This is a genomic window from Flavobacterium sp. LS1R10 (assembly GCF_003968825.1).
In the GTDB taxonomy this organism is placed as follows: domain Bacteria; phylum Bacteroidota; class Bacteroidia; order Flavobacteriales; family Flavobacteriaceae; genus Flavobacterium.
The window spans coordinates 39,643-64,487 of sequence record NZ_RYDH01000009.1 but is presented as its reverse complement, the minus strand read 5'-3'; the positions used below and the strand labels follow the sequence as shown (position 1 = coordinate 64,487).

Sequence of the window (24,845 nt, the reverse complement as noted above, 5' to 3'; positions counted from 1 at the left end):
TTACTGTATTTTGTTTTCAACGGTGTTCATTGAATTTCAGGAGTCAAAAATACAAATTTGTTGACAGTTTTAGATGAAGTTGTTATAATTTTTCAAAGGAATAAACTATTGACATTCATTAGGAATATAATGTGTATTTTAGCTTTCTAATAAATTTTAAAAACATGAAAAAGCCGTTTGCGGTTCTTCTATTAATCTTCCTTTTTACAAGTGTTCATGCACAAAAAAACAAATTGAATTTACTAATAGGAACCTATACCCAAAGTTGTGACAGTAAAGGAATTTATGTATATGATTTTGATTCAAACACAGGCGATTTCAGTTTTAAAAATGCGACTGAAAAGGTTATAAATCCCAGTTATTTAACGGTTTCAAAAAATAATAATTTTGTGTATTCCGTAAACGAAAATGGGACTAAAAGTACGGTGAGTTCTTTTAGCTATAATCCAGCAAGAGGAAAATTAGACTTAATCAACAAGCAAAGCTCCAAGGGTGCGGATCCTTGTTACATAATCAATGACGATAAAAATGTAATTGTTGCTAATTATTCCGGGGGAAATATTTCCGTTTTTGCTAAAAATAACGACGGAAGTCTAGCTGAAGCGAAGCAAGTTATTCAACATTATGGAAAAGGAACTAATACACAAAGACAAGAAGGTCCGCACGTACACATGGTTCATTTTTCTCCAGATAAAAAGTTTGTTTTGTCTAACGATTTAGGGAATGACAAAGTATATTCATACGCTTATAATCCTAATGCTGAACACACTGTTTTAGAATTAAAAGACAGCATTTCAGTGAAATCCGGGAGTGGACCCAGACATTTAACCTTTAGCAAAGATGGTAAATTTGTTTATTTATTACAGGAACTGGACGGCGCGCTAACAGTATTTAGTTATTCTAACGGAACATTGACAAAGATTGATGAAACGATTATTTTAGCCAAAGATTTCAAAGGATCATTTAGTGCTGCGGATATCCATATTTCACCTGACGGTAAGTTTTTATATGCCTCTAATCGCGGTGAAGCAAATAATATCACCATTTTTGAACTTCTAAAAAACGGAAAATTACTATTGAAAGGGCAAACCAGTAGTTTAGGAAAAGGACCTCGAAATTTCACCATTGACCCAACGGGAAATTTTCTTGTGGTAGCACATCAATATACCAATGATGTAGTGATTTTTAAAAGAAATAAAAAGACTGGATTGCTTGCTGATACTGGTAAAAAAATTGTTTTGTGTTCTCCGGTTTGCTTGGTTTTTACTAAGAATTAAAATTAAAAACTCACAAAAAAAGTGTTGAAAAACGAAAATTATTTTTCAACACTTTTTACTATTTATTTTTGTTTTTATCTTTAGACCCCGATGTTCAGAAAAAAATCAGGATTTAGAAAATGAACACTGAACACGGAATACTGATCACTATTTGTTCTTGTCTTTTCTCTTTTTGTCTCTGGTTTTTAGCATATTCCTATTTACAGAACCATGTGTTTTTTTCTTAGTTACACCAGGGCCGCCTAAATTGACTTTTTTATTCTTTTTACTTTTCTCTTGAAAAGCGCCATCTCCGTCAAGTTTTTGTTTTTTCATCATAAACTTGATCGGTTGTCTCTCTTTTTCAGGTTCAATTAATTTTGATGAAATTTCTACGGTTTCTGGGAAAGGTTCAATAGCTAATTCCATATTCATCAGCACTTCAATCTCTACTTTAAATTCTTCTTCGCGAGGTGCGATAAGACTTATAGCGGTTCCTGTAGCATCTGCACGACCGGTTCGACCAATTCTGTGCATATATAGTTCAGGTAATTCAGGCATTTCAAAATTGATAACGTGGGTAATATTAGAAATATCCAAACCTCTGGCCATGATGTCAGTAGTAATCAAACCACGTAAATTTCCTTCTTGGAACGAAGCCATCGTACTCAAACGATAATTTTGTGATTTATTCGAGTGAATTACTCCAAACTGACCTTCAAAATCCTCCTCGATTCGTTCGTGAACCATATCAGAAATTTTCTTATTATTGACAAACACCAGCACACGGCTCATGTCTTCGTTGTTTTGCAATAAGTGTTTTAAAAGGTTTATTTTAGTATTAAAATTAGGAACCTGATAGGATATTTGTTTGATGTTTTCCAGAGGTGTTCCTGATGCCGAAAGCGTAACTTCTTGAGGATAATCAAAATAATCATTCAAAATCGCATCTACTTCATCTGTCATAGTTGCTGAAAACAGAATGTTTTGACGTTTTTTAGGCATCATGGCCAATATAGAGGTCAATTGGGTACGGAAACCTAAATTCAGCATTTCATCAAACTCATCTATTACCAGCTTTTGCATTTCTTCAAAACGAATCACATTATCCAGCGTTAAATCCATGATTCTTCCTGGAGTTCCCACTAGTATGTCGCAACCTGCATACACTGCTTTCTTTTGGGTATTGATATTGACACCTCCAAAGATTCCAATAGTACGAACCGACATGTATTTTGTCAATTTCTCAATTTCTTCCGCAACTTGTACAACAAGTTCACGAGTAGGAACCAGGAGCACTATTTTTGGGGTATGCCCGGGAGTAAATTTATATAGTTTCAACAAAGGCAAAAGGTAAGCAAATGTTTTACCAGTACCGGTTTGAGCGATTCCCATCATATCTCTTCCTGACATTATCACAGAAAATGTTTTTTCTTGAATAGGAGTAGGAGTTGTAAACCCTAAATCATCTATCGCTTTTTGTACGGATTTAGGAAGATTGAATTGCTCAAAAGTAGTCATTTGCTTAAATTTTTTGCAAATATAGTCTTTTTGAAAGTAATGCTCTAAAAATGATAAATATCACAAATCAAACGCATTAAAATCACCAGTTTTCCATTTAATTTTTCAAGCAAATTATATTAAATTCAACAGATTATACGTGATAAATATGTTTGTTGTTAGTGTATTTATTTGATAAGTAGCAAGAAAGATATATTGTCGCAATTATTAAAAAGAGTTTTTGCCACAGATTGTAAGGATTAAAAATATTTTTAAAATTACATAACGAATTAATCTGTGCTAATCTGTGAAATCTGTGGTAAAGAAATTTAGTGCTTTATTAAAATACGACATTAAATTTTAGTCATTACTTAGATGCACAATATTTAATAATTTATATCAAAAGGATGGTAAAGGCAAATAATATTTGTCATAAAGAAATAATATGCGGTTAGTTAGATACCGACCTCGAAGTTTTATAATTAAATTAGCAATGAATTGACGGTTGATGATAAATAGTGTCTCAACCAAGATATGGAAAGAATAGCAAATATACTTTTACAAATCAACAAATCCAGGTTAATTAAGATTATACTTCAAGCAGAAAATAGTCAAGCAGGACTTAAAAACTCGCAACGCCAGAAACCGAAAAACGGTAATGCTCTTTTGGTCACTACTATATTGACAATATAAATCAAATGATCGATTTCTTGAAAGTAATCATTTTAAATAGTTTGTGAATAAAAAGCACTGAATTCCAAGGGTTAAAAATGTTTTTACTAAAAGAGATACGAAGTTTTACTTATTTAAAAATGTTCAATTCTTCGTTATAAATAGGACTTTGAATATTTAAAAAATTTAAAACACTGTGAAATACATGGTTTTGAGACAACATCTCATTAGGTTTTAAATGTTTTGAACTGTTATCAGAATACCAAACTATAAAAGGGATTTCATATTGTTCTTTTGGTGCAATACTCAAAGGTAAACCATGCATGTATAGGTTTTTTTCTCCCAAAGATTCACCATGGTCAGACACAAAAATCATAGTACTTTTATAGGCAGTCAATTGCTTTAAATCTTTAATTATATTGGCTAATATATAATCGGTATACACAATGGTATTGTCGTAAGCATTGATTAGTTCTGTTTGAGAACAATTAGCTAATTCAACGCTTTTGCAAACGGGTTTAAAAGTCTCAAATTCAGAAGGATATTTCTTGCTGTATGTAGGTCCATGACTTGTACTTGTATGTAAAACGATTAATATTTTATTCTTTTTACTGGCTAAAATTTGTTCCTTTAATCCGCTCAAAAGTACTTCATCATAATTACAGCCATCGCCTTTGCAATTTGGCATTAGAAATGCTCTGTTTTGATAATTTTTTATATGAATTGGTGGCTCTCCCCAATTTGTTGTTCTCCAAATAACCTCAACATTATTTCGATGCAAATAATTGGGCAAAATTTCATACAAATCATCGGTCTTTTTATGTTCTAAAATACTTTTCACACCTGCAGTGGTATAGGTTGCATCCGATTTTGCATTAAAATGAAATACATTATTAGTTTTAGAGAGTAGGGGATTTGTGTTTTTGTTGTATCCATACAAAGAAAAATTTTGACTTCTTGCAGATTCGCCAATAACTAAAACTACAACTGATTTTTGATTATCTTTTATTGTTGCATTTGGTAATAAAATTTCTTTTTCATTTTTTTTGGATTCATGTGCATAAAAAAGTGAAATATTTACAGTATAAGACCAAGGCATTGCAAGTCCGCCCAAAGTTTTTGAATTTTTATCAATCCACAAAACATTACTTGAATTGGCAATTACTAAACCTAAAATAAATAATAAAGTCAATGAGATCAGGACAAAAAATCTTTTTATTGTAACATTTATGACTTTAACTTTGATGATATAAATACTAGGGATTATGCCCAGAAAAAGTAAGTATACAACTAATTTGAATGAAAAAAAACTGCTAGACTCGTCATAATTGGTATTAAGTATATTGCCTATCATACTTTCGTCAATGATAACACTATAGGTATTAACGAAGTAAACGGCAACTGAATTTATTATAAAGAACAACACTAAAAGAAATTTCCCAACATAACGCGACAGGAAAAAAAGCAGAAAAAAAACGAAAGCATTTAGCACTAACATTAGAATCATCAAACTAAGAATTAAAAACATTCCGTTCAAGTTTTTATATTCAACGTTATTAAACACAAATTTAAAAAACGGATAATGAAAGAATATAAAATTAAGAAAACTCATCAATAAGACAAAACGAGTTAATTTTAAATTATTTTTTAACGTATACATGAATGATTTTATAAAGTGAAACAATTAAACTAATTAACGCCAAATCAAATATGATGAAACTTTCTCGATTTATTTTGATGATGAATGAAATACCGCAGATCACAATCAACAGAATAAAAATTGGATAGTATTTTTTATTATTCACCCAATTCCATATTTTATATTTTCGGCTGGCAAAAATACCAATAAGACCCGAAATATATCCTATAATACTGCCTATAATGACGTCTAGCGGATGATGTGCTCCAACACCCACTCTGGAAAACACAATAATCAATCCTGTAAATACAACAGAAAAGACCCATAAGATTTTATAGTTTAACTTTTCAGTCATAAATGCAAACAACAAAACGGTGAGTATAGTAAAAACTGTAATGGAATGCCCAGAAGGCAAACTACTAAATCCGATAGCTGTTTTTCCTACAATGATAAAACTATGATTGTCAAAAATTTGAGCAGGTCGAGGTACTAAGAACAAGTTTTTTAAGAGGCAAGAAAATAGGAGGGAAGCCAATGAAGCTGTTAATATTGCCTCCCATATTTTAGGTGCATACACGATGAAAATAATTAAAAATGACAAAAAAACAGAGGCATCGCCTAATTGGGTAAGATTGTATTCTAAATTTGGATATTGACCTAAATAATGGTTAATATATAAAAAGTAGTCCTTTTGAATTTGTACATACTTAAAAGTAGTTAAAGAATCTTGGCTGAAAAGAAATATAAGAATAACCAATAACAATATAAGCGGTAAAAAAAACAAAGTTGTTTTTAGTTTGGCGTAATTATTAATAACTTTTACATTCATTATAATTTTATGTTTTCAGATTTAGATGAACAAATTTATTTAAAACTCACATACATTTATGACACCTTATTCGGTTAACGAACCACTTAATAAGTATTCCGGTGAAACTGTACCACTTTTTTAATGATATTTTCTGGGATCAAAATTAGATGTTTTTTTCTAATTATTTTTCATTTTTTTATGCATCGATTCACCCTTATGTTCGAACCTAATTGCGGAGTGAATTATCCTATCTGTAACTATTTAGGTTGCAATAAAGCAAACTTGGCTATCTAATTCTAAATGATTGGTAGAGTTTTAAACGAAATTTTGATAAAAGAGGGATATGCAAAGCCATATAACAATGTTTTCTGTGAAACGCTTCTATGAATCAGGAATGGAATTTACAAGTTAAAAACAAAAAATAGGATTGTATTCTATTGTAAATAAATTTTAATTTATTTTGTTGGGAAATAGTAAAATAAAAAAATCGTAAAAGCTTAAAATATAGCTTATTACGATTTTTTTAAAGTGGAGTCGATGGGACTACAATCGAACACCTAATTCCTATATTAACTTTTTTTGACAGCTTAAAATTGTAATGTAATCATTTGATTTTAAGTGATTTGATTTTTTTTAATTCAATGATTATTTTTTAGGTTTAAAATATTTACCTAACTGTTTTTAACGTTTTTCAATAATTCTAAGTTTTTTAAAGATAAAAAGTTGTGTTTAAAAGAACCGTTAGAGTTCGACTGTCGAACTCTTTTTCACAGTCGAACACTTTAGAGATTAGAGTAATAGAAAAAAGTATATATAAAAATATGAAAAAAAATTAGGTTTTTCTTTTGCGGAGAAAGAGGGATTTGTATTCCATTTCTAACCGGTTGATATTGTTACGTTTTAATAACTTTTATTATCCTAGGGTCTTGCTTTTGCTCCTCAATTTTGACTCGAAAATTTTCGAATCCATCCATAGCAAATATAATGAAATATTTAGATTTAAAATTATTCAAGAGCATGGCTTAATTTAGAAAACTACAATTTCTCAACCCATTTACCGATTTCAACAAGTAGTTCGTCAAAGTCAGGTTGGCCTTTGTAATACAGTTTAGCTGTTTTTTTATATCGTTCTATAAATCGCTCTCTAAGTTCTAAATTCTTCAATAAAAAAGCTTCATTATCAGCAATGGGTATTTCATAGTCTTTGGGAGGAAAACGAGCTTCTTTGTGTTTCTGATATTCTTTTGTGCCTATGAATGATTTTACTGTATTATCTTGTAACAGACTATAGACATCGTAGTACTGGCGCATCAAATTTTGTCTTTCTATTTTATCTTCCTGCTCCTGCCTAAATTTGGTTGCAATTGTTTGTAGTTTTTCGACAAAAGTGTACCCAATGTGATAGCAGGCAATATCTACAGCCCGATTGTCAATTATGTCTACTTTTTGCTGTATTGCTTTTTCGTATGCCCAAGACGATATTGTTAGAGGGTTGTTTGGTGTTACCGTGTCAAATCCAACTTCCAGTAAAATTCCTTCTTTAACTCCTTCAATTGTTTCCATTATACTCTCATAATGTAATCGTATGCCTCCACTGCGGTATTGCTTTAGGTCGTCAAATGTTTCATCTCTTTTTACTGCTATGATTCCGTTTATTTTTATTTCATCTGCCAATCCATCATAAAAATCTTTTCTTTTTTGAATATTCCGGGGCTTATTGTTGTTTGGGTTTTCATTTATTTCCATTTCAGCCGGTGGTTTGATATGGAGGGCGATGTCTTCGGAGAAACGGTGTATGATTCCATACCCTTTAGATAGAGAAGTACCTCCTTTGAGTTCGAATTGAAACCCTTCCTGTTTTAGCCCGAACAACACATGCATAATCCAATAGTCTTTTTCGATAAGTCCAGGTTCGATATTAATTCTGCTCCTACAATACGGAGCAGATCACGGAAGTTTTTATGGTTGTGTAAGTAATCAGACATATTGTGCTGTTATAACAGGTTCCAACAATTTTTTTGCTTTAACACTGCCGTACTCCTGAAGTGATTTTTTTAGTTTTTTAGCATCCATTGTTTTTGCTTTCAATCTCACTTTTGACACTACTTCTTTTGGGTCTTCAGCTAATTGGTCGAGATTGTTTAACAGGTCTACCAATAAAAATTCTGGGGTGGCTTTTAATGGGAAGTGAGGTTTTACCCTAAATGAAAATGTCATACCGCCGAGGTTGAAATCGCCATGACGTTTGTGGTTATAAACCGTTTTGCTGTTGTATAACTGAGTGGTTCCTACTCCCAAAGAATTATAAGCATTTAAGGAAGTTATCAAAAAACGTTTGTCTTTGAGAAAAGAGCGCACCAATACTTCTTCTTCTGGAGGTGTTTCTCCAAAGACTGTTACTTCGGGATAATAGTATAAGCCTTGTGACAGTTTTTGCAAAGTGCCTTCCTGCACCAACTCATCTAAATGGCGGTCAACGGATTTTGACCATTTGGACAAATCAGCCCTACGGTATACTTTTCCTCGTTTTAAATGTTTTTTTAATTCTTGTAATTTATTCATGTTACAAAGTTAATAAATATTATTTAATTGCATATATTTTTATTGAAAATTCATGCAATATGTTTTACATAACTCTATTTAGTTCTGTCTAATCTAAAATAATTTTTTATCTTTAGGGCTTTTAAATCATTCGATCCATGAATATCAAAGGTCACTGCTATCCACAATCTATTATTCTTCAAGCTGTATATTTCAAACTTTGATTTAAGTTAAGCTATCGTGATGTTGAGGAAATAATGAAAATGAGGGGAGTTCAGGTTGACCATACAACAATTCAGCGTTAAGTGTAGTACTGCAATCACATCTTGCAAAAATTCTATTGCTCGTCTAAGCCAAGTAGATAAACATACACTTACAATTTTACAAAAAAACTTGGATTTACTTGTTGATTTAAAATCAATATATAATCGAGCTAATATTACCCAAAAGAGAGAATTTGTAAAGCTGGTGTTCGACAGCGACTTATACTATCAGGATGGTATTCTATCGAACACCTATAATGATTGATTTATTGTCTCGTAATCACCTATTAATGAAGGAAAAAGGTTTGTTTTTATATAATAAAAAAAGGGATGATTTTTCAATCATCCCATCCAGTGGAGTCGCCGAGAATCGAACTCGGGTCCAAACAAGCAACTAAAAAGCTTTCTACGCGTTTATTTTCTGATTGAGTTTTCGATACTGTGCTAGGCCAGAAACAGCCACACGATACTTATCTTCTTAATTTTGAAATCCACCCGAAGCTCATGGAAATCTAGGTTTATTTTTACGGTTCTCCTAAACTGAACGCCACAAACCAAGGCTTTCAAGGAGAATCCAGCTTTCCTATCTGATAGGAACGTGGCTTAATCGTACTATAATTCGGATTATGCAGCTAAAGCGTAGTTATTTTCGCCGTGTAAAATGGTAAGATCTTATATTTACGAGCAAGGTCTCAATGCTCGACGTGCTTACTTATCAATTCGACTTGCTGTCAAAACCAGTCGACCCCTTTTTGTTTAAAATTCCAATCCTGAATTTTAAGTTTGCAAATTTACACTTTTTATTGGGATTACTATTGCAAATCTAGTATCACTATTCTAAAATCATTCTTTTTTTTATTCATCTCTTAATTTGAATGGATAGTCGCCAAATAAGACAGCTAATTTTCGTACATTATACGTTTTTCGTGTAAATTTATTAGAAAGTGCTATAATAGTAACTCCTTCTTTTCTCAAAGTAATATAGGCTGAAGTATTTCCATGCCACCAGCCGTTGTGGAAATAAAAATTTTGTCCCGTTTCCCAATTGACCATTCGAATCCCCAAACCATAATTTTTTGTTCCTTTGCGTTCATTACTGTAGCCTTTATATACCTGACTTTGTAGTTCAGGTGTTAAAAAAGCAGCGCTATTTCTGGCTCTGTCAAACTTTAATAAATCACGTGGTGTAGAATAGATATTTTTATCTCCATAAACGGCATCCAGGTAATCTTTTCCTATCTCGACTTTGTTTCCTTTGTAGGATGTAACGGCAGTATCTTTATCTCTTTCATAATCAAAAACATACGTATTTTTCATATTAAGTGGCTTGAAAATAATTTGTTTCATAGCCTCTTTATAGGGAAGTTTTGTGATTTTTTCAATTATTAGTGCTAACATGGCATAATTGGTATTGCAGTAACTAAAACGGGTATTAGTTTTGAATTCTAAACCAATGTCTTTTGTAACCATGATCGTCAGTATGTCTTGATTGGAAAGTATGTTGTGTCGGTCCCATATCGTTTTGTCTCGATCTGTAAAATAGGCGTAATTACGCATGCCGCTTCTGTGATTCAATAATGTTTTTATCGTAATTTCGGGATAAGGAAATTCCTTCAGGATTGTATTTACCTTTTGATCCAATTCGATTCTTTTTGCGTTTACTAATTTTAAAATAGCCGTTGCCGTAATAACCTTGCTGACAGATGCAATGTGCAGCGGCGTAGATTTAGTAATGACTGTTTTATCTTTGAAATTTGCATACCCTTCATATTTTTCATAAATAATTTGACCGTTTTTAGCAACCAGAAAACTTCCATTTGCGCTGTTATTGGGCCAATTTTTTTTGTAAAAAGAGTCTATTTCTTTTCTTTTTGAATCGACATATTCCGCGGTAAGTTTGGGCTCTAGGTTTGTTAACGGCTTCATTTTAGGCAATGTACTCTTTGGAAGTTGGGCATCACTTAATTCAACTTTCTTTTTCTCCTTGGCGCAGGAGCTCAAAATCAAAAAGAGGAGGTATATATGTAGTATCTTTGTTTTTTTTATAAAATTCATTTCTGTGGTGCTGGAAAGGCAAATATATAGAATCAAAGCCTTTTTGTTTGTTATTTTTTCTAAACCTTAACACTATTTTATCAGTAGACAGGGTACTCATTTTTGTATCATTTTGTACTTCAGTGACTAGGAGTGTACTGCCTGCAGATTTTAATTTTAAAATAAATTCAAATTCGTTTAAATTGTTATATTTGTAACAAATAAACGATATAAAGTTATATTAAACTAAGTCAAAAGCATTCAAAACGTATGAAATTTGGAATTTTAAAAGAACGGAAAAATCCGCCGGACAGAAGAGTTGTTTTCTCACCTAATGAATTAACAAAGCTGAAACAACAGTATCAAGAGTGTATGGTAAAGGTAGAATACTCTGATATTAGAGTTTTTACCGACTCTCAATATGAAAATCAAGGCATCGAATTGACTGATGATATCAGTGATTGTGATGTTTTGTTTGGGGTAAAAGAAGTACCGGTAGAAAATTTGATTCCTAACAAAACCTATTTCTTTTTTTCGCATACCATAAAAGAACAGCCCTATAACAAAAAATTATTGCAGGCTGTTTTAGAAAAAAATATCGATTTGTACGATTATGAAACAATTGTAGATGCTAACAATCGCAGGTTAATTGGTTTTGGTCGTTATGCAGGGATAGTAGGGGCATACAACAGTATTCGTGCTTTTGGAATAAAATTCGAATTGTTCAAATTGCCAAAAGCAGAAACATTATCCGGTAAAGAAGCCTTAATAGCTCATTTAAAACGATTAGTATTACCGCCTTTAAAATTTGTTATTACAGGAACAGGAAAAGTGGGAAACGGAGCCAAAGAAATTTTGGATGCTATAAAAATAAAGGAAGTTTCGGTGGAGAATTATTTAACTAAAAACTATTCGCAGCCTGTTTATACTCAAATAGATGTCTTAGAATATAACAAAAGAAAAGACGGGCAGGTTTTAGATTTTACTGATTTTTATCACAATCCAAAAGAATATGTTTCTGATTTCGAAAGATTTACAAAAGTGTCTGATATCTATATAACAGGACATTTTCATGCCAATGAGGCTCCGGTGATTTTGACCCGAGAAATGCTTCAATCCAATGATTGCAAGATCAAAGTAGTGGCAGATGTTTCTTGTGATGTGAATGGGCCAATAGCCTGCACCCTCAGATCATCAACAATTGCTGAACCTCTCTATGGGTATGTGCCAAATGAAGATAAAGAAGTGGATGTGTTTCATCCTGCGGCAATTGTGGTTATGGCAGTTGATAATTTGCCGTGTGAATTGCCTAAAGATGCCAGTGAGGGATTTGGAGAAATGTTCATGGAACATGTAATTCCTGCATTTTTCAATGGAGATAAAGATGGAATTTTGCAAAGAGCCAAAATAACTGAAAACGGAAAACTGACTCCACGATTTAGTTATTTACAAAATTATGTTGATGGAAAATAAATCTTTTTTCTTATGAATCCAAAAGCCCTGAATACAACGTTGCCGGTTTTTTTTATTAAAAGTTTTTAGACATGTTTTTTTTTGGTTTTATAATATTATAAATCAATTAACACCAGACAATTTTTGGCTCGACCGAAAATGATTATTTTTGTATAAAATCAGAAATTTATAATGACTAAAAAGATTCCAATTTCCATATTAGAGTTAGCATTAATTACTCAAGATAGCGATGCAAACGAAACATTTAAAAAAACAACAGCACTGGCGCAACTGGCAGACAGTTTAGAGTACGACCGTTTTTGGCTAGCCGAACATCATAATATGGCTAATGTAGCCAGTACAGCAACGGTTGTTCTGATTGGTTATATTGCCAGCCAGACTCAGAATATCCGAGTGGGTTCTGGGGGTATAATGTTACCCAATCATGCTCCGTTAATTATAGCGGAACAGTTTGGAACCTTAGAAATATTGTTCCCCAACAGGATTGATTTAGGATTAGGAAGAGCGCCGGGAACAGATGGATTAACCGCACAAGCGATTCGGAAAGATTTCTTTGAGCAATCGCAGCGATTTCCTCAAAATGTTGCCGCACTGCAAGAATTTTTCTCTAAAGATAATGCTATAGCCAAAGTGCGTGCTTTTCCAGCCGAAGGAACGAATGTTCCCATTTGGATTTTAGGTTCCAGTATGGATAGTGCTGCTTTGGCTGCTGCCAATGGTTTGCCGTATGCCTTTGCCGGTCATTTTGCGCCAAAACTAATGCATCAGGCATTTGAGTTTTATCGAGAAAATTTCAAACCTTCCCAATTTTTAGAAGCACCCAAAACTATGGCTTGTGTAAACGCCATAGCTGCTGATACGGATGAAGAAGCGGAAAAATTATCAACCAGTTTGACTCAAATGTTTTTGAACTTGATTCGGAATGATAGAAAACAATTGCAACCGCCTGTTGATTCGCTAGATGGGATTATGCGTGAAGAAGAACATTTTCATGTGAATCAAATGACTGCTTGTTCGTTTGTAGGAAGCAAAAAGAAATTAGAAACAGAATTGAAACAATTTATCGAATATACGCAAATTGATGAATTGATGATTACAAGCCCAATTTTTGATCATGAAGACAAATTGAAAAGCATTCGAATCATGAAAGAAGTTATGGATACAATTAATAAGAAATAAAAACTATAAGACATTCTTTCTCAAAGCATAAAGAAACTTAATTGACTTATATGATGAAAAAAAATAATCAGATAAGCCATGTAAGTAAAGATCAATTTTTAAATTTTGCTATTTAAAATATAAATACATACAAAGAAACCCTGCAACGTTACATTGCAGGGTTTCTAATTTACAGCTTAATAATTAAAAATTCAACATTGATAATTAATTATTTAAGGCTTCCCACCATATCTTCGGGTTTAACCCAAGCATCAAAATCTTCTGGAGTTACGTAGCCTAGACGAACAGCTTCTTCTTTGAGAGTTGTTCCGTTTTTATGTGCAGTTTGTGCAATTTCAGCTGATTTGTAATACCCAATTTTAGTATTCAAAGCCGTAACTAACATCAATGAGTTGTCAACTAATTCTTGAATACGTTTGTAGTTAGGTGCAATTCCTTGTGCACAATGTTCGTCAAAAGACATACAAGCATCACCAAGTAATCTGGCTGATTGCAAGAAATTTGCAGCCATCAAAGGTTTGAAAACATTTAATTCATAATGACCTTGCATTCCTCCCACAGAGATGGCAACATCATTACCCATCACTTGTGCGCAAACCATTGTCAATGCTTCACATTGTGTTGGGTTTACTTTTCCTGGCATGATGGAAGATCCCGGCTCATTTTCAGGAATAAGGATTTCTCCAATTCCGGAACGTGGTCCAGAAGCCAGCATACGGACGTCATTGGCAATTTTATTCAATGAAACGGCTAGTTGTTTTAAGGCACCGTGCGTTTCTACAATGGCATCGTGCGCGGCAAGTGCTTCAAATTTATTTTCGGCAGTTACAAATGGATGTCCGGTAAATTCAGCGATGTATTCGGCAACTTTTACATCGTATCCATCAGGAGTATTCAATCCTGTTCCTACGGCTGTTCCTCCTAAAGCTACTTCGGATAAGTGTGCCAATGTATTTTTAACCGCTTTCAAACCGTAGTTCAATTGTGCTACATATCCTGAAATTTCCTGACCTAATGTTAGTGGCGTAGCATCCATTAAATGTGTCCGACCTATTTTGACTACTGTATTAAATTCAACTGCTTTGGCATGAAGCGTGTCTCTTAATTTTTCAACTCCGGGAATAGTAACTTCAACTACTGCTTTGTAGGCTGCAATGTGCATTCCGGTAGGGAAGGTGTCATTTGAAGATTGGGATTTATTTACATCATCATTGGCTTTGATGAATTGTTCGCCTTCGCCAATGTTGAATCCTTTGAGAACTTGAGCACGATTGGCAACTACTTCGTTCACGTTCATATTACTTTGTGTACCAGAACCCGTTTGCCAAATTACCAATGGGAATTCATCATCTAGTTTTCCGGCTAGAATTTCATCACAAACCGCAGCAATGGCATCTCTTTTTTCGACTGGTAAAACTCCTAAATCACAATTGGCATACGCCGCTGCTTTTTTAAGATATGCAAAACCTTCCACGATTTCTTTTGGCATGGAAGCTGATGGGCCTATTTTGAAGTTGTTCCTGGAACGTTCTGTTTGTGCACCCCAGTATTTGTCAGCGGGAACCTGCACTTCACCCATGGTGTCTTTTTCTATTCTGAATTTCATTTTGTTGTTATTTAAAAATAATTATGTTGTTTATTACGTTTTTAGCCCCGATGGCAACGGAAATCCTTTTCTTTTTATTTTCAAAAAGAAAAGATTGGAGCGTACAGCGGGAAATAGCTCCAAATTCTGAGTTCAAAAATACGGATAATTCCTTTTTTATAAAAATTGATTGATAGTTTTTATGGTTTTTTATTGGTACGAAAAGGAATTAAACTTACATTTGTGGCTACATTCAAAAATTCCGGAAAACATGTTTGAATTTTCACAGTATTTAGGCTTTTTACTTTTCTTAACCATCCTTACTATAGGATTTTGGTTAATGTTTTTTCTTGTAGGTTTCGTTCAATATTGGATTGGCGGTGCTTTATGGGAAATGTATAAAGAAAGAAAAGCAAAGAAAGAACAATCAGTATAATCTGTTTGTTAAATAAAAAAAGGACTTCTGAAAAGGAGTCCTTTTTTTATGCTTTTACTTTTCAATTTTATTAGCTCTGATGATTTATAAAAAAAAAAGACCCATTTTCATGAGTCCTTACTTTATTATCCTTGATAATCTCCTTCGTTATCATTTTGCAATTTTTTAGGCTGTTTTTCTTTTTCGTTTTTTGGTTTGTTAAAACGATATGTGAATGACAAACTAAACTGTCTGACTCTCCATTGCATCTCACCGTAGGAGTTTGCAAATCCGGGAAGGTTTGTTTCCATCATTCTTTTTCTGGAATTGAATACATCGCTGATATTAAACGAAAGCGTTCCTTTGTCTTTCATGATATCTTTACTGAATGCTAAGTTTGCACTAAAAACACCTAGACGATTTCCTTGAGCACTTTTTTCTGCACCATTATAAGTCGCATTCGTTTGCCAGTCAATTTTGTACGGCAACGAAACTTTTGAGGTGATTCTGGTGAACCATGATGTTGCGATATTGTCAAAATTTTGTGTAATTATTTTGTTGTTGAAATCAGTATAAACAAAATCTCCTTGTGTTTCGTTTCTGAAGAAATTGAAATTCCCGTTTAATTTCCACCATTTGTACGGAGAATAATTTAACGTGAATTCAAAACCTGCTCTATATTCTGTAGCTAAATTAATTGGTGAACTGATTGTTATTGGTATGCCGTTAACGAAATCTCCGGATTCTCTTCTTGCAAATTGAAAAACATCTGTTGTTTTATTTACATATAGGGATGTATTAAAGGTAAGTTTATCCCATCTTTTGATATAACCAAAATCAATAGCATCTGAAAAAGCAGGATCTAAATCTGGATTTCCCACAAAAATATTGATATTACTAGACAAGTTGCTGAATGGATTCAACATTCGTCCTCTTGGTCTTTGTATTCTTCGGCTGTAGCTTACCGAAGCGCTGCTTTTATCGGAGATTTCATAAGTAAAGAAGGCGCTTGGGAAAAAGTTATTGTATTTTTTAGTATTAAAATCATTAGTTGCCAATTGATTGATATTAATATTAGAATCCTCAAAACGCAATCCTACTAAGACAGAAAATTTATTTATTTTCATTCCATATTGGGTGTAAACAGCATTCACTTTCTCCTTATATTCTAATGTATTGGTGAAGTTTTTATTGATTAGGCCGTCATTTTTAACTTGATAATCCGTGAGTAATTCTGAAAAATCACCACGATATCCAGCCTCAAACTGACCTCCTTCGCCAATAGGCAACACATAATCCATCTGTAGTAAATTTCGACTTTGACTTTGGTTGTTGAGGGTGTTGTCAAATTTTACCTTAGCGGTATTGGTAGCTCTATCCGTAATTACTGCTATTTCGAGGTCTTTACTAGTTGAAAAGGAACCGTCAAGGGTTAATTTATGTCCTTCTTTTTTGAATTTTTTAGTAAAATTAGTTGCAAATTCTACATTTTCACTATCACTGTTTTCTAAATTGATTCGGTTGCGAGTGTAATCAAAAGTATTGTCTGCTTCAAAATAATTCTGAAAAACATTATCCCGATTATCTCCGTTATTTTTTCGGTAATTGAATGTATTGGTCCATGCGGTGGTCTCGTTTAAAAACAATTCTATTCCAAAATTTCCATTGTACCCTTTACTAAATCGGTCATTTTCTCGGGTTTCATTTACAATATTGTTGATAGTGTTGTCCGCATTTAAATAATTGGTATTTGTAAGAGCGTTTCCTGGACTGTTCCGCTTGTTGTATCCTTGAGTAGTGAAAAGATTAAAGTTGTCAGATTTATAATTTAATGTACCACTCAAACCATTATTTTCAGGATAACCTGCCGAGCCAATAAATGTTCCGTTTAAACCGCGGTTTTTTCCTTTTTTCAAAATGATATTTAATAATCCACCACCACCTTCCGCATCGTATCGTGCTGATGGGTTAGTGATCACTTCTACTTTTTCAATGGCATCCGCAGGAATCAATCGCAAGGCTTCCGCGATATTTATGGCATTTGAGGGTCTGCCATCAATAAGAACGCGAACATTATCGTTTCCACGAAGACTTATATTTCCTTCAATATCTACCGCTACAGAAGGAATGTTGTCTAACACATCGCTTACAGTTCCACCTTTTACCATCAGGTCATTTCCTACGTTGTATACTTTTTTATCTAATTTGATTTCGACAGTAGTTTTTTCAGATCGAATAATAACCTCATTTAATTGATTTGCATCCTCCTCTAAACTAATCAATCCTAAACTGGTGTTAACCTGAAGGTTTTTTTGCTTAATTTCATTTACTTTGAAAGAAATAAATTCAATATTAATATCGTAAACACCTGGAATAACTTCTATATCAAATTCTCCTTTTGGATTTGTTATTCCTCCGGCAACCGGTTTTGGATTGTTAGGATTCAGGAATGTTATAGTAGCATATTCTAAGGGTTGTTTGCTGATTTTTTCTATTACTTTACCGGAAATTTTAATTTTTTGGGTGGGAGCTTGTTGGGCAAAACTAAATAGTGTAGTAAAGAAAAGCACTAGAATTAAAACAGATTTCATTTTTTTCATTTTAAAAAAACTTTGGTTACAGTCGTTAGATTGTAAAAGTAAGAGATGGTTTAATAGTACAAATCATAAAAAAATGTTAATTAAAAAAATAAGAATTTTAGGAAATAAAGGCCTCTACTTTTTCTAAATCTCTTCCTATTATTGCTTTATTTCCCATGATAACCAGGGGTCTTTCTATCAGAATTGGATTTGATAGCATAGCTTGAATGATTTGTTCCTCATTCATCGTTGTTCCTTTAAAATTTTCAATCCAAATTTTTTCTTTTTGACGAACCAATGCTATTGGTGCTATATTTAGTTTCTTTATAATTGCAGACAATTGCTCAAAAGTGGGCGGACTTGTCAGATAATTGATTACTTCAAACTCTTTTTCTGATTTTTCTATTAATGCAAGACAATTTCTAGATTTTCCGCAACGTGAATTATGGTATATTTGTATCATATTTAGTCGTTTTTAAATAATTGTTTAAAAGCATTAGATTAGTGGTAACAAAAATAACGTTTGTGAAACTAATCAAGTATAAAATTAAATTAAAATAGATGTTTATAGCGCAGGGTTTAAAATCAGAGAATACGTTTTGGAAATATATTAAGGGGTCATTTATATTTATTTTTGCTTCAACTTTGGGTCAGTTGCCACTTATAATTCTTTTAATTTATGAAACAACAGTTAAAGGAAAACCTTATCCTTTAAATAATGAAGCCGTAATGCAGTTTTTTGAACCCAATTTAACCCTGTTTTTAGTCCTGATTCCATTTGTGGTTCTCATGGGAAGTATTATTTTGGTTGTGCGTTATTTGCATCATCAAACGCTACTTTCGGTAACTACTTCAAGAGCTAAAGTAGACTGGAAGAGAATCGTATTTTCCTTTTTAATTTGGGCGGCATTTACTGTTGTATCTACGTTGTTATTTTATTTTTATAGTCCAAGTGATTTTGTGATCAATTTTAAGCCTGTTCCATTTGCTATTTTGGTTCTCATCGGTATTGTTTTAATTCCAATACAAACTAGTTCTGAAGAATATATTTTCAGAGGCTATTTGATGCAGGGATTTGCGAACCTTGCTAAAAACAAGTGGTTTCCGTTGCTGATGACTTCTGTTATTTTTGGGGGAATGCATTGGTTTAACCCTGAAGTAGCTAAGATTGGTCCTATTATTTTAGTATATTATATAGGAACCGGATTGTTTCTTGGAATGATTACCTTGATGGATGAGGGTATGGAACTCGCATTGGGATTTCACGCAGCTAATAATTTAGTGGGTGCATTGCTGGTCACTTCGGATTGGTCTGCCTTTCAGACACATTCTGTTTTTAAGGATATTTCGGATCCATCTGCGGGATTAGATGTTATTGTGCCGGTTGTTTTTATTTACCCGATACTTTTATTTATCTTTAGTAGAAAATACAACTGGAAAAATTGGAAAGAAAAATTAACTGGAAAAATTTAGTAATAGAACAGTTTCAATAATTTATAAAAAAAAACGCAATCATGGTCAATACAATTACGTATCAAAATGTTCATAATCTATTTAAAATGAATGGTTATCATCTAAATCGAAACGATTTATGCAGAGTAGCGTATAGTTTTATCAAAGAAGGGGAAGAATATGAAAAAGCTGTGGGTGATTTTATCCTAGATTGGTTTGACAACAAATCCTATCTAGAATTGAATACATCAGGCACCACTGGAATCCCAAAAGTGATTCGAATAGAAAAACAAGCCATGGTAAATTCAGCCATTGCAACCGGTGATTTTTTTGATTTGCAACCAGGTAATAAAGCTTTACATTGTTTGCCAACTAAATATATAGCCGGAAAAATGATGTTTGTAAGAAGTTTTATCCTGGGTCTTGATATTGATTTTGTTGCGCCAAGTTCACATCCTTTGTTAAACAATGAAACTAAATATGATTTTGTTGCCATGGTGCCTTTACAGGCTCAAAATTCATTGACAATGTTGAAGAATGTCAAAAAAATGATTGTTGGCGGCGCTAAAATGAATAAAACTCTTGAAAAAGGACTTTGTAAATTAAAAACCAAAGTGTATGAGACCTATGGAATGACGGAAACCATCACGCATATTGCGGCAAAGGAAATAGGTGAGGTGGCTTTTTCAGTATTACCTAATGTAAAAATAGCTAAAGACGACAGAGATTGTCTGGTTATTAATGCACCTAAAATTTCAAGCGAAGCAATTGTTACTAATGATATAGTAGAACTGATCAATGAGAACCAATTTATTTTTTTAGGTCGAATTGACAACATCATAAACAGCGGAGGAATTAAATTAATTCCAGAGCAAATCGAGGAAAAATTAGCTACTATGATTCATTCCAGATTTTTTGTCACTGCAAAACAAGATCTTGTTTTAGGAGAAAAATTAGTATTGATTATTGAAGGGGAACAACAAATTATAGCTGAAACTGTTTTTGATGTTTTGGATAAGTATGAAAAACCAAAAGAAGTTTTGTTTGTTGCAAAATTCGCTGAAACACAAAACGGAAAAATAAAACGAAAAGAAATTACAGAAAGTATTTAAATTGTTTTTAATAAAAAAACATCCGCCTAAACGAGGGCGCTGAAAAAGTCTTTTTCCGAATAAATCGATAAATAAAAAGAGGGTAAATCTTAGGATTTATCCTCTTTTTTGGTATGTTTAGTTCTAATTATAAGAGTTTTTTTAGATGTTACTACAACAGTAATCAACACATTTCAGTGAACATTCTTTGTCTATGATTTATTTATTCCAAAGAATAATTTTTTGAGAAAGATCAATGATTTAATAGATTTTCCCTTAATTTATGACAAATTGTTAAATAAATACTGCACCAATAATGGACGTATGGCAGAAAGTCCCAATTCGTATGTTTAAGTATTTGCTTCTTAAAACAATTTGTAGCGTTTCGGATGTTGATGTAGTGGAAGGTTTGCGTTACAACATGTTTTTTAAATAAATCCAGAACCATTCCGGTTTAAACTGTACAGGTGAAATAACAATTTTCACAGTCAATTTAAAAAGAATATTTAAATTAATATAAGAAAAATGCAATCTACCAGAGTTACTTAAAAGGACTCTAGCTAAGCCTAAAGTAGGTTTATTGAACCTCCATTAAAAAATCAATCATAAAAAAAGAAAAAACGCTTGTAACCGATTATATAAATCCTGTTATAAGCGTTTTTTTATTATCTAAAAAATGATTCTGATCAAAATAAGGAATGTTTTTTTATTAAATTATTGCTGCATTTTAAAATAATAATCAGCTGAATTTTTCCCGCTTCCGTAGAATAAGAAAAATATGCAAGCTCCTAATATTAGCAATGCCAATAGTAAATTTTGGGAATGCATTGCTCCCATAAAATTTATTATAGTAGCACCTACCAATATGGGAAGTTGTGTTATTATAGCCCATCTTGTCAGTAAACCAAAAGCAATCATTATACCACCTACCATGTGTGCTGGAGCAATATAGTGGATAAGGAACATTCCGCCACCAATCCTGTCAATTGGAGATATTAGATCATTTAAATATTGGATGTTCGTTATAAAAGAGATTCCTTTCATAAACAAAAAGACACCAAGTGTTATTCGTACCAAATCCACGGTTAAATAAGTGTGCGTATTCGCCCATTTGTTTAAATTTTTTACGCTATTCATAATACTATAGTTTTAAATATTAAGTACTAAGTTACTGAATTTTAATATAATAAATTATAATTGTTAAAGAAAACTAAACTTTGATTGTTTTTTTGTTCAAAAAAATAGTATGTCAGCTATTGAGAATAAACCACTAATAATGCTGTCTTAATTTATAAGTACAGCGTAAGTAAGTATATTAAATAATTAAAATGAATTTGGTTTAGATTTTCAGCACGTTATATCGCAAAGGGGCTAATGCTATAACTACCAATACTTTGAATAAAGGCAATTATATGTGTACAAAATAATAAATATAAGTGCCAGTAAATTAGGAGTTAAACTTGAATAATACCTAAGTTAAATTTTTTATCAATAGGGGAGTGGTTAGCCGCTTCTATTCCCATAGAGATCCAAGTTCGGGTGTCTAGGGGATCAATAATAGCATCTGTCCATAATCGAGATGCGGCATAATAAGGCGAAACTTGCTCGTCATATCTGGCTTTTATTTTATCAAATAATTCTTTTTCTTTTATTTCATCTACGAGTTCTCCTTTTGCTTTAAGCGAAGAAGCTTCAATTTGCGCTAGCACTTTTGCAGCTTGGGTTCCACCCATAACGGCTAATTCCGCACTTGGCCAGGCGAATATTAATCTTGGATCATACGCTTTTCCGCACATGGCATAATTTCCAGCACCATATGAATTTCCTACAATTACAGTGAATTTTGGAACAACGGAATTGGATACCGCATTTACCATTTTGGCACCGTCTTTTATAATTCCTCCATGTTCTGATTTAGATCCTACCATAAATCCGGTAACATCTTGAACAAAGATCAATGGGATTTTTTTCTGGTTGCAATTGGCAATAAAACGGGTGGCTTTATCTGCACTATCGGAGTAGATTACGCCACCAAACTGCATTTCACCATTTTTAGTTTTTACCACTTTTCGTTGGTTGGCAACAATTCCAACTGCCCAACCATCTATTCTGGCATAACCAGTGATAATAGTTTGGCCATAGCCGTCTTTATAAGCTTCAAATTCTGAATTGTCTACTAAACGATTGATGATTTCCATCATGTCATACTGCTCATTTCTGGCTTTTGGCAAAACACCGTAGATTTCCTTTTCGTCTAATGCTGGTTTTTGGGATTTAATTCGGCTGAAACCAGCTTTATCAAAATCACCTATTTTATCAACTATATTTTTTATTTTATCCAATGCATCTTTATCGTCTTTGGCTTTATAGTCCGTCACACCGGAAATTTCACAATGGGTGGTTGCTCCGCCCAGAGTTTCATTATCAATACTTTCGCCAATAGCAGCTTTGACAAGATAACTTCCTGCCAAGAAAATACTTCCTGTTTTTTCGACAATCAAAGCTTCGTCACTCATGATGGGTAAATAAGCTCCACCGGCGACGCAACTTCCCATTACAGCAGCAATTTGGGTAATTCCCATGCTGCTCATTTGGGCATTATTTCTAAAAATACGTCCAAAATGTTCTTTGTCCGGGAAAATTTCATCTTGCAAAGGCAAATATACTCCGGCGCTATCTACTAAATAAATAATTGGCAGTCGGTTTTCCATAGCAATTTCCTGTGCCCGTAAGTTTTTCTTGGCCGTTATAGGAAACCAGGCTCCCGCTTTTACGGTAGCATCATTGGCTACAACAATACATTGTTTGCCTCTGATGTATCCTATTTTTACCACAACACCACCTGATGGGCATCCACCGTGTTCTGCATACATTCCTTCACCAACAAATGCTCCAATTTCAATGCATTTCGCTTTTGGATCCAATAAATAATCAATACGTTCACGAGCGGTCATTTTGCCTTCACCATGTAATTTTTGAATGCGTTTTTCACCGCCGCCTAATTTAACTATGCTTAATTTTTGTCGCAATGCGGAAAGTAAAAGTTTATTGTGGTCTTCGTTTTTGTTGAAGTTCAAATCCATGATGAAAGAATGTTAAAAATAATTTTGGGCTAAAATACAAAATTCAACTAAATAAATTTTATTGGTTTAGAAAGAAAACGGAATATTTTTTTGATTTAAAAACAAAAAAACAGAAGTTACCTCCTGCTTTTTTATGAATTTAATAAAAAAAAGGTTATTTATGTTTGGATTCATTTACAAGTCTTTTTAAAATTGCCCATTGTTTGAGTGCATCACGAGCTTCAACGGCCGGATACCCTAGCATGGTTTTTCCTGCAGGAATATCTCCTGTTACACCGGAACCGGCACCTACAATCGCACCATCGCCTATGGTGGTGTGATCCTTTATAGAAGCGCTTCCGCCAATGATTACGCCATTTCCTAATGTTACAGAGCCTGCTAATCCACTGTTTCCAGCCATAATACAAAACTTACCTAGTTTGCTGTTATGCCCAATTTGGACTAGATTATCAATTTTACAGCCGTCACCTAAAATGGTTGAACTGAATTTGCCTCTGTCCACACAGGTATTAGCGCCAATTTCGACACTATTACCAATAATTACATTTCCAATTTGCGGAATTTTGACCAAACCTCTTTGTGGGTCAGGTCGAAAACCAAAACCATCCGCACCTATTGTCGCATTAGGATGCAAAATACAATCATTGCCAATGTGGCATCGTTCTCTGATAACCGTTCCTGACCAGATTACTGTGTTTTTACCAATCGTACATTCATCTAGAATAGTCACATTAGGATATACAGTGGAGTTGTCTCCAATTATGACATTAGGTCCTATATAACAGCCAGCACCAATTCGGGCACCAGTGCAAATAGAGGCAGTTGGATCAATCACAGCACTGGGATGAATGTCAATAGTAAATACTGGTGTTGGTGGAGCAAAGAGTTCTAGTACCTGAGACATCGCTAAATCAGCATTTTTAACTTTTATGAAAGCTCTATTTTCTCCGGGTTCTATAGCAATATCTTCATTGACAACTGCCGCACAAGCATTGGAAGTAAACCATAATTTTTCGTATTTTTTGTTTCCAATGAATGAAATTTCGGAAGCGGTAGCCATTTCTAATTGTTCAGGAGCAGTAATGTTTTGGGTAGTATTCCCTATAATTACGCCATTAAGAATCGCATTAATTTCTTGGATTGTATAAGATTTCATTCCGTGTAGATTGGATTTGGTTGTTTAATATTTTTCAAATAAAAGAATTTAGCGTTGAAATTCCTAATCTTACTAATTTCTTTAACAGGAATAAATGGAGTGGTTATATAAATTGT

At 33.2% G+C, this 24,845-nt stretch carries 18 protein-coding genes, 1 other RNA gene and 1 pseudogene; 7 read left to right on the top strand and 13 right to left on the bottom strand.

Features of this window, described 5'->3' with window-relative positions; genetic code table 11:
• Positions 1–164: 164 nt before the first annotated feature.
• Complete coding sequence (locus tag EKL96_RS13845; RefSeq protein WP_126463383.1) at positions 165–1,277, top strand: lactonase family protein; 1,113 nt, start codon at positions 165–167, stop codon at positions 1,275–1,277.
• 147 nt (positions 1,278–1,424) lie between these two features.
• On the opposite strand, the gene EKL96_RS13840 is transcribed toward EKL96_RS13845, so the two are convergent.
• The 7 genes from EKL96_RS13840 to EKL96_RS13810 form a co-directional block, all read right to left on the bottom strand.
• Positions 1,425–2,777: a DEAD/DEAH box helicase gene (locus tag EKL96_RS13840; RefSeq protein ID WP_126463381.1), complete on the bottom strand. Its 1,353-nt coding sequence runs from the start codon at positions 2,775–2,777 to the stop codon at positions 1,425–1,427.
• A gap of 781 nt (positions 2,778–3,558) precedes the next feature.
• Positions 3,559–5,088 carry a phosphoethanolamine--lipid A transferase EptA gene (gene eptA, locus EKL96_RS13835; RefSeq protein ID WP_126463379.1) on the bottom strand — a complete coding sequence of 510 codons (1,530 nt, stop codon included), beginning with the start codon at positions 5,086–5,088 and terminating at the stop codon, positions 3,559–3,561.
• Entirely contained in the window at positions 5,069–5,896 is an 828-nt protein-coding gene (locus EKL96_RS13830) for a phosphatase PAP2 family protein (RefSeq protein WP_199739627.1), read from the bottom strand. Before EKL96_RS13830 ends, eptA begins: the two co-directional genes overlap by 20 nt.
• A gap of 1,017 nt (positions 5,897–6,913) precedes the next feature.
• A complete protein-coding gene (locus tag EKL96_RS13825) occupies positions 6,914–7,759 on the bottom strand; it encodes a nucleotidyl transferase AbiEii/AbiGii toxin family protein (RefSeq protein ID WP_233579319.1) in 846 nt (281 codons plus the stop codon).
• 96 nt (positions 7,760–7,855) lie between these two features.
• On the bottom strand, positions 7,856–8,440 hold the full coding sequence (locus EKL96_RS13820) for a DUF6088 family protein (protein ID WP_126463375.1): 585 nt from the start codon (positions 8,438–8,440) through the stop codon (positions 7,856–7,858).
• A gap of 594 nt (positions 8,441–9,034) precedes the next feature.
• Positions 9,035–9,431: a transfer-messenger RNA gene (ssrA, locus tag EKL96_RS13815) on the bottom strand.
• Positions 9,432–9,537: 106 nt separating this feature from the next.
• Complete coding sequence (locus tag EKL96_RS13810) at positions 9,538–10,737, bottom strand: serine hydrolase domain-containing protein (protein ID WP_126463373.1); 1,200 nt, start codon at positions 10,735–10,737, stop codon at positions 9,538–9,540.
• Between the two features lie 249 nt (positions 10,738–10,986).
• Between EKL96_RS13810 and EKL96_RS13805 the strand changes: the two genes are divergently transcribed.
• Positions 10,987–12,189, top strand: coding sequence for an NAD(P)-dependent oxidoreductase (locus tag EKL96_RS13805; protein WP_126463371.1), 1,203 nt, complete (start codon positions 10,987–10,989; stop codon positions 12,187–12,189).
• A gap of 171 nt (positions 12,190–12,360) precedes the next feature.
• The gene (locus EKL96_RS13800; protein ID WP_126463369.1) at positions 12,361–13,368 is read left to right on the top strand and encodes an LLM class flavin-dependent oxidoreductase; all 1,008 of its coding nucleotides are present in this window, start codon (positions 12,361–12,363) and stop codon (positions 13,366–13,368) included.
• Between the two features lie 208 nt (positions 13,369–13,576).
• Here the strand turns inward: EKL96_RS13800 and fumC are convergent, their stop codons facing one another.
• Positions 13,577–14,974: a class II fumarate hydratase gene (gene fumC / locus EKL96_RS13795; protein ID WP_126463367.1), complete on the bottom strand. Its 1,398-nt coding sequence runs from the start codon at positions 14,972–14,974 to the stop codon at positions 13,577–13,579.
• A gap of 250 nt (positions 14,975–15,224) precedes the next feature.
• On the opposite strand from fumC, the gene EKL96_RS13790 reads away from it, so the two are divergent.
• Positions 15,225–15,389, top strand: a complete 165-nt coding sequence (locus EKL96_RS13790; RefSeq protein WP_091170588.1) for a hypothetical protein — start codon at positions 15,225–15,227, stop codon at positions 15,387–15,389.
• Positions 15,390–15,514: 125 nt separating this feature from the next.
• Here the strand turns inward: EKL96_RS13790 and EKL96_RS13785 are convergent, their stop codons facing one another.
• Both EKL96_RS13785 and EKL96_RS13780 read right to left on the bottom strand, forming a co-directional pair.
• The gene (locus tag EKL96_RS13785) at positions 15,515–17,968 is read right to left on the bottom strand and encodes an outer membrane beta-barrel family protein (RefSeq protein WP_126463364.1); all 2,454 of its coding nucleotides are present in this window, start codon (positions 17,966–17,968) and stop codon (positions 15,515–15,517) included.
• A gap of 97 nt (positions 17,969–18,065) precedes the next feature.
• Entirely contained in the window at positions 18,066–18,410 is a 345-nt protein-coding gene (locus tag EKL96_RS13780; protein WP_126463362.1) for an arsenate reductase family protein, read from the bottom strand.
• Between the two features lie 98 nt (positions 18,411–18,508).
• On the opposite strand from EKL96_RS13780, the gene EKL96_RS13775 reads away from it, so the two are divergent.
• The 3 genes and pseudogenes from EKL96_RS13775 to EKL96_RS13765 form a co-directional block, all read left to right on the top strand.
• The gene (locus EKL96_RS13775; RefSeq protein WP_126463360.1) at positions 18,509–19,420 is read left to right on the top strand and encodes a CPBP family intramembrane glutamic endopeptidase; all 912 of its coding nucleotides are present in this window, start codon (positions 18,509–18,511) and stop codon (positions 19,418–19,420) included.
• A 41-nt stretch (positions 19,421–19,461) separates the two neighbouring features.
• A complete protein-coding gene (locus EKL96_RS13770) occupies positions 19,462–20,511 on the top strand; it encodes an AMP-binding protein (protein ID WP_126463358.1) in 1,050 nt (349 codons plus the stop codon).
• Positions 20,512–20,715: 204 nt separating this feature from the next.
• Positions 20,716–20,923, top strand: a pseudogene (locus EKL96_RS13765) (transposase); the annotation flags it as partial.
• 281 nt (positions 20,924–21,204) lie between these two features.
• Here EKL96_RS13765 and EKL96_RS13760 read toward each other — a convergent pair.
• From EKL96_RS13760 to lpxD, 3 genes are all read right to left on the bottom strand, one after another.
• Positions 21,205–21,627 (bottom strand): DoxX family protein, encoded by a 423-nt coding sequence (locus EKL96_RS13760; protein WP_126463356.1) that lies wholly within the window; start codon positions 21,625–21,627, stop codon positions 21,205–21,207.
• A gap of 317 nt (positions 21,628–21,944) precedes the next feature.
• Complete coding sequence (locus EKL96_RS13755; RefSeq protein WP_126463354.1) at positions 21,945–23,573, bottom strand: acyl-CoA carboxylase subunit beta; 1,629 nt, start codon at positions 23,571–23,573, stop codon at positions 21,945–21,947.
• A gap of 154 nt (positions 23,574–23,727) precedes the next feature.
• Entirely contained in the window at positions 23,728–24,729 is a 1,002-nt protein-coding gene (lpxD, locus tag EKL96_RS13750) for a UDP-3-O-(3-hydroxymyristoyl)glucosamine N-acyltransferase (protein ID WP_126463352.1), read from the bottom strand.
• Positions 24,730–24,845 lie beyond the last annotated feature (116 nt).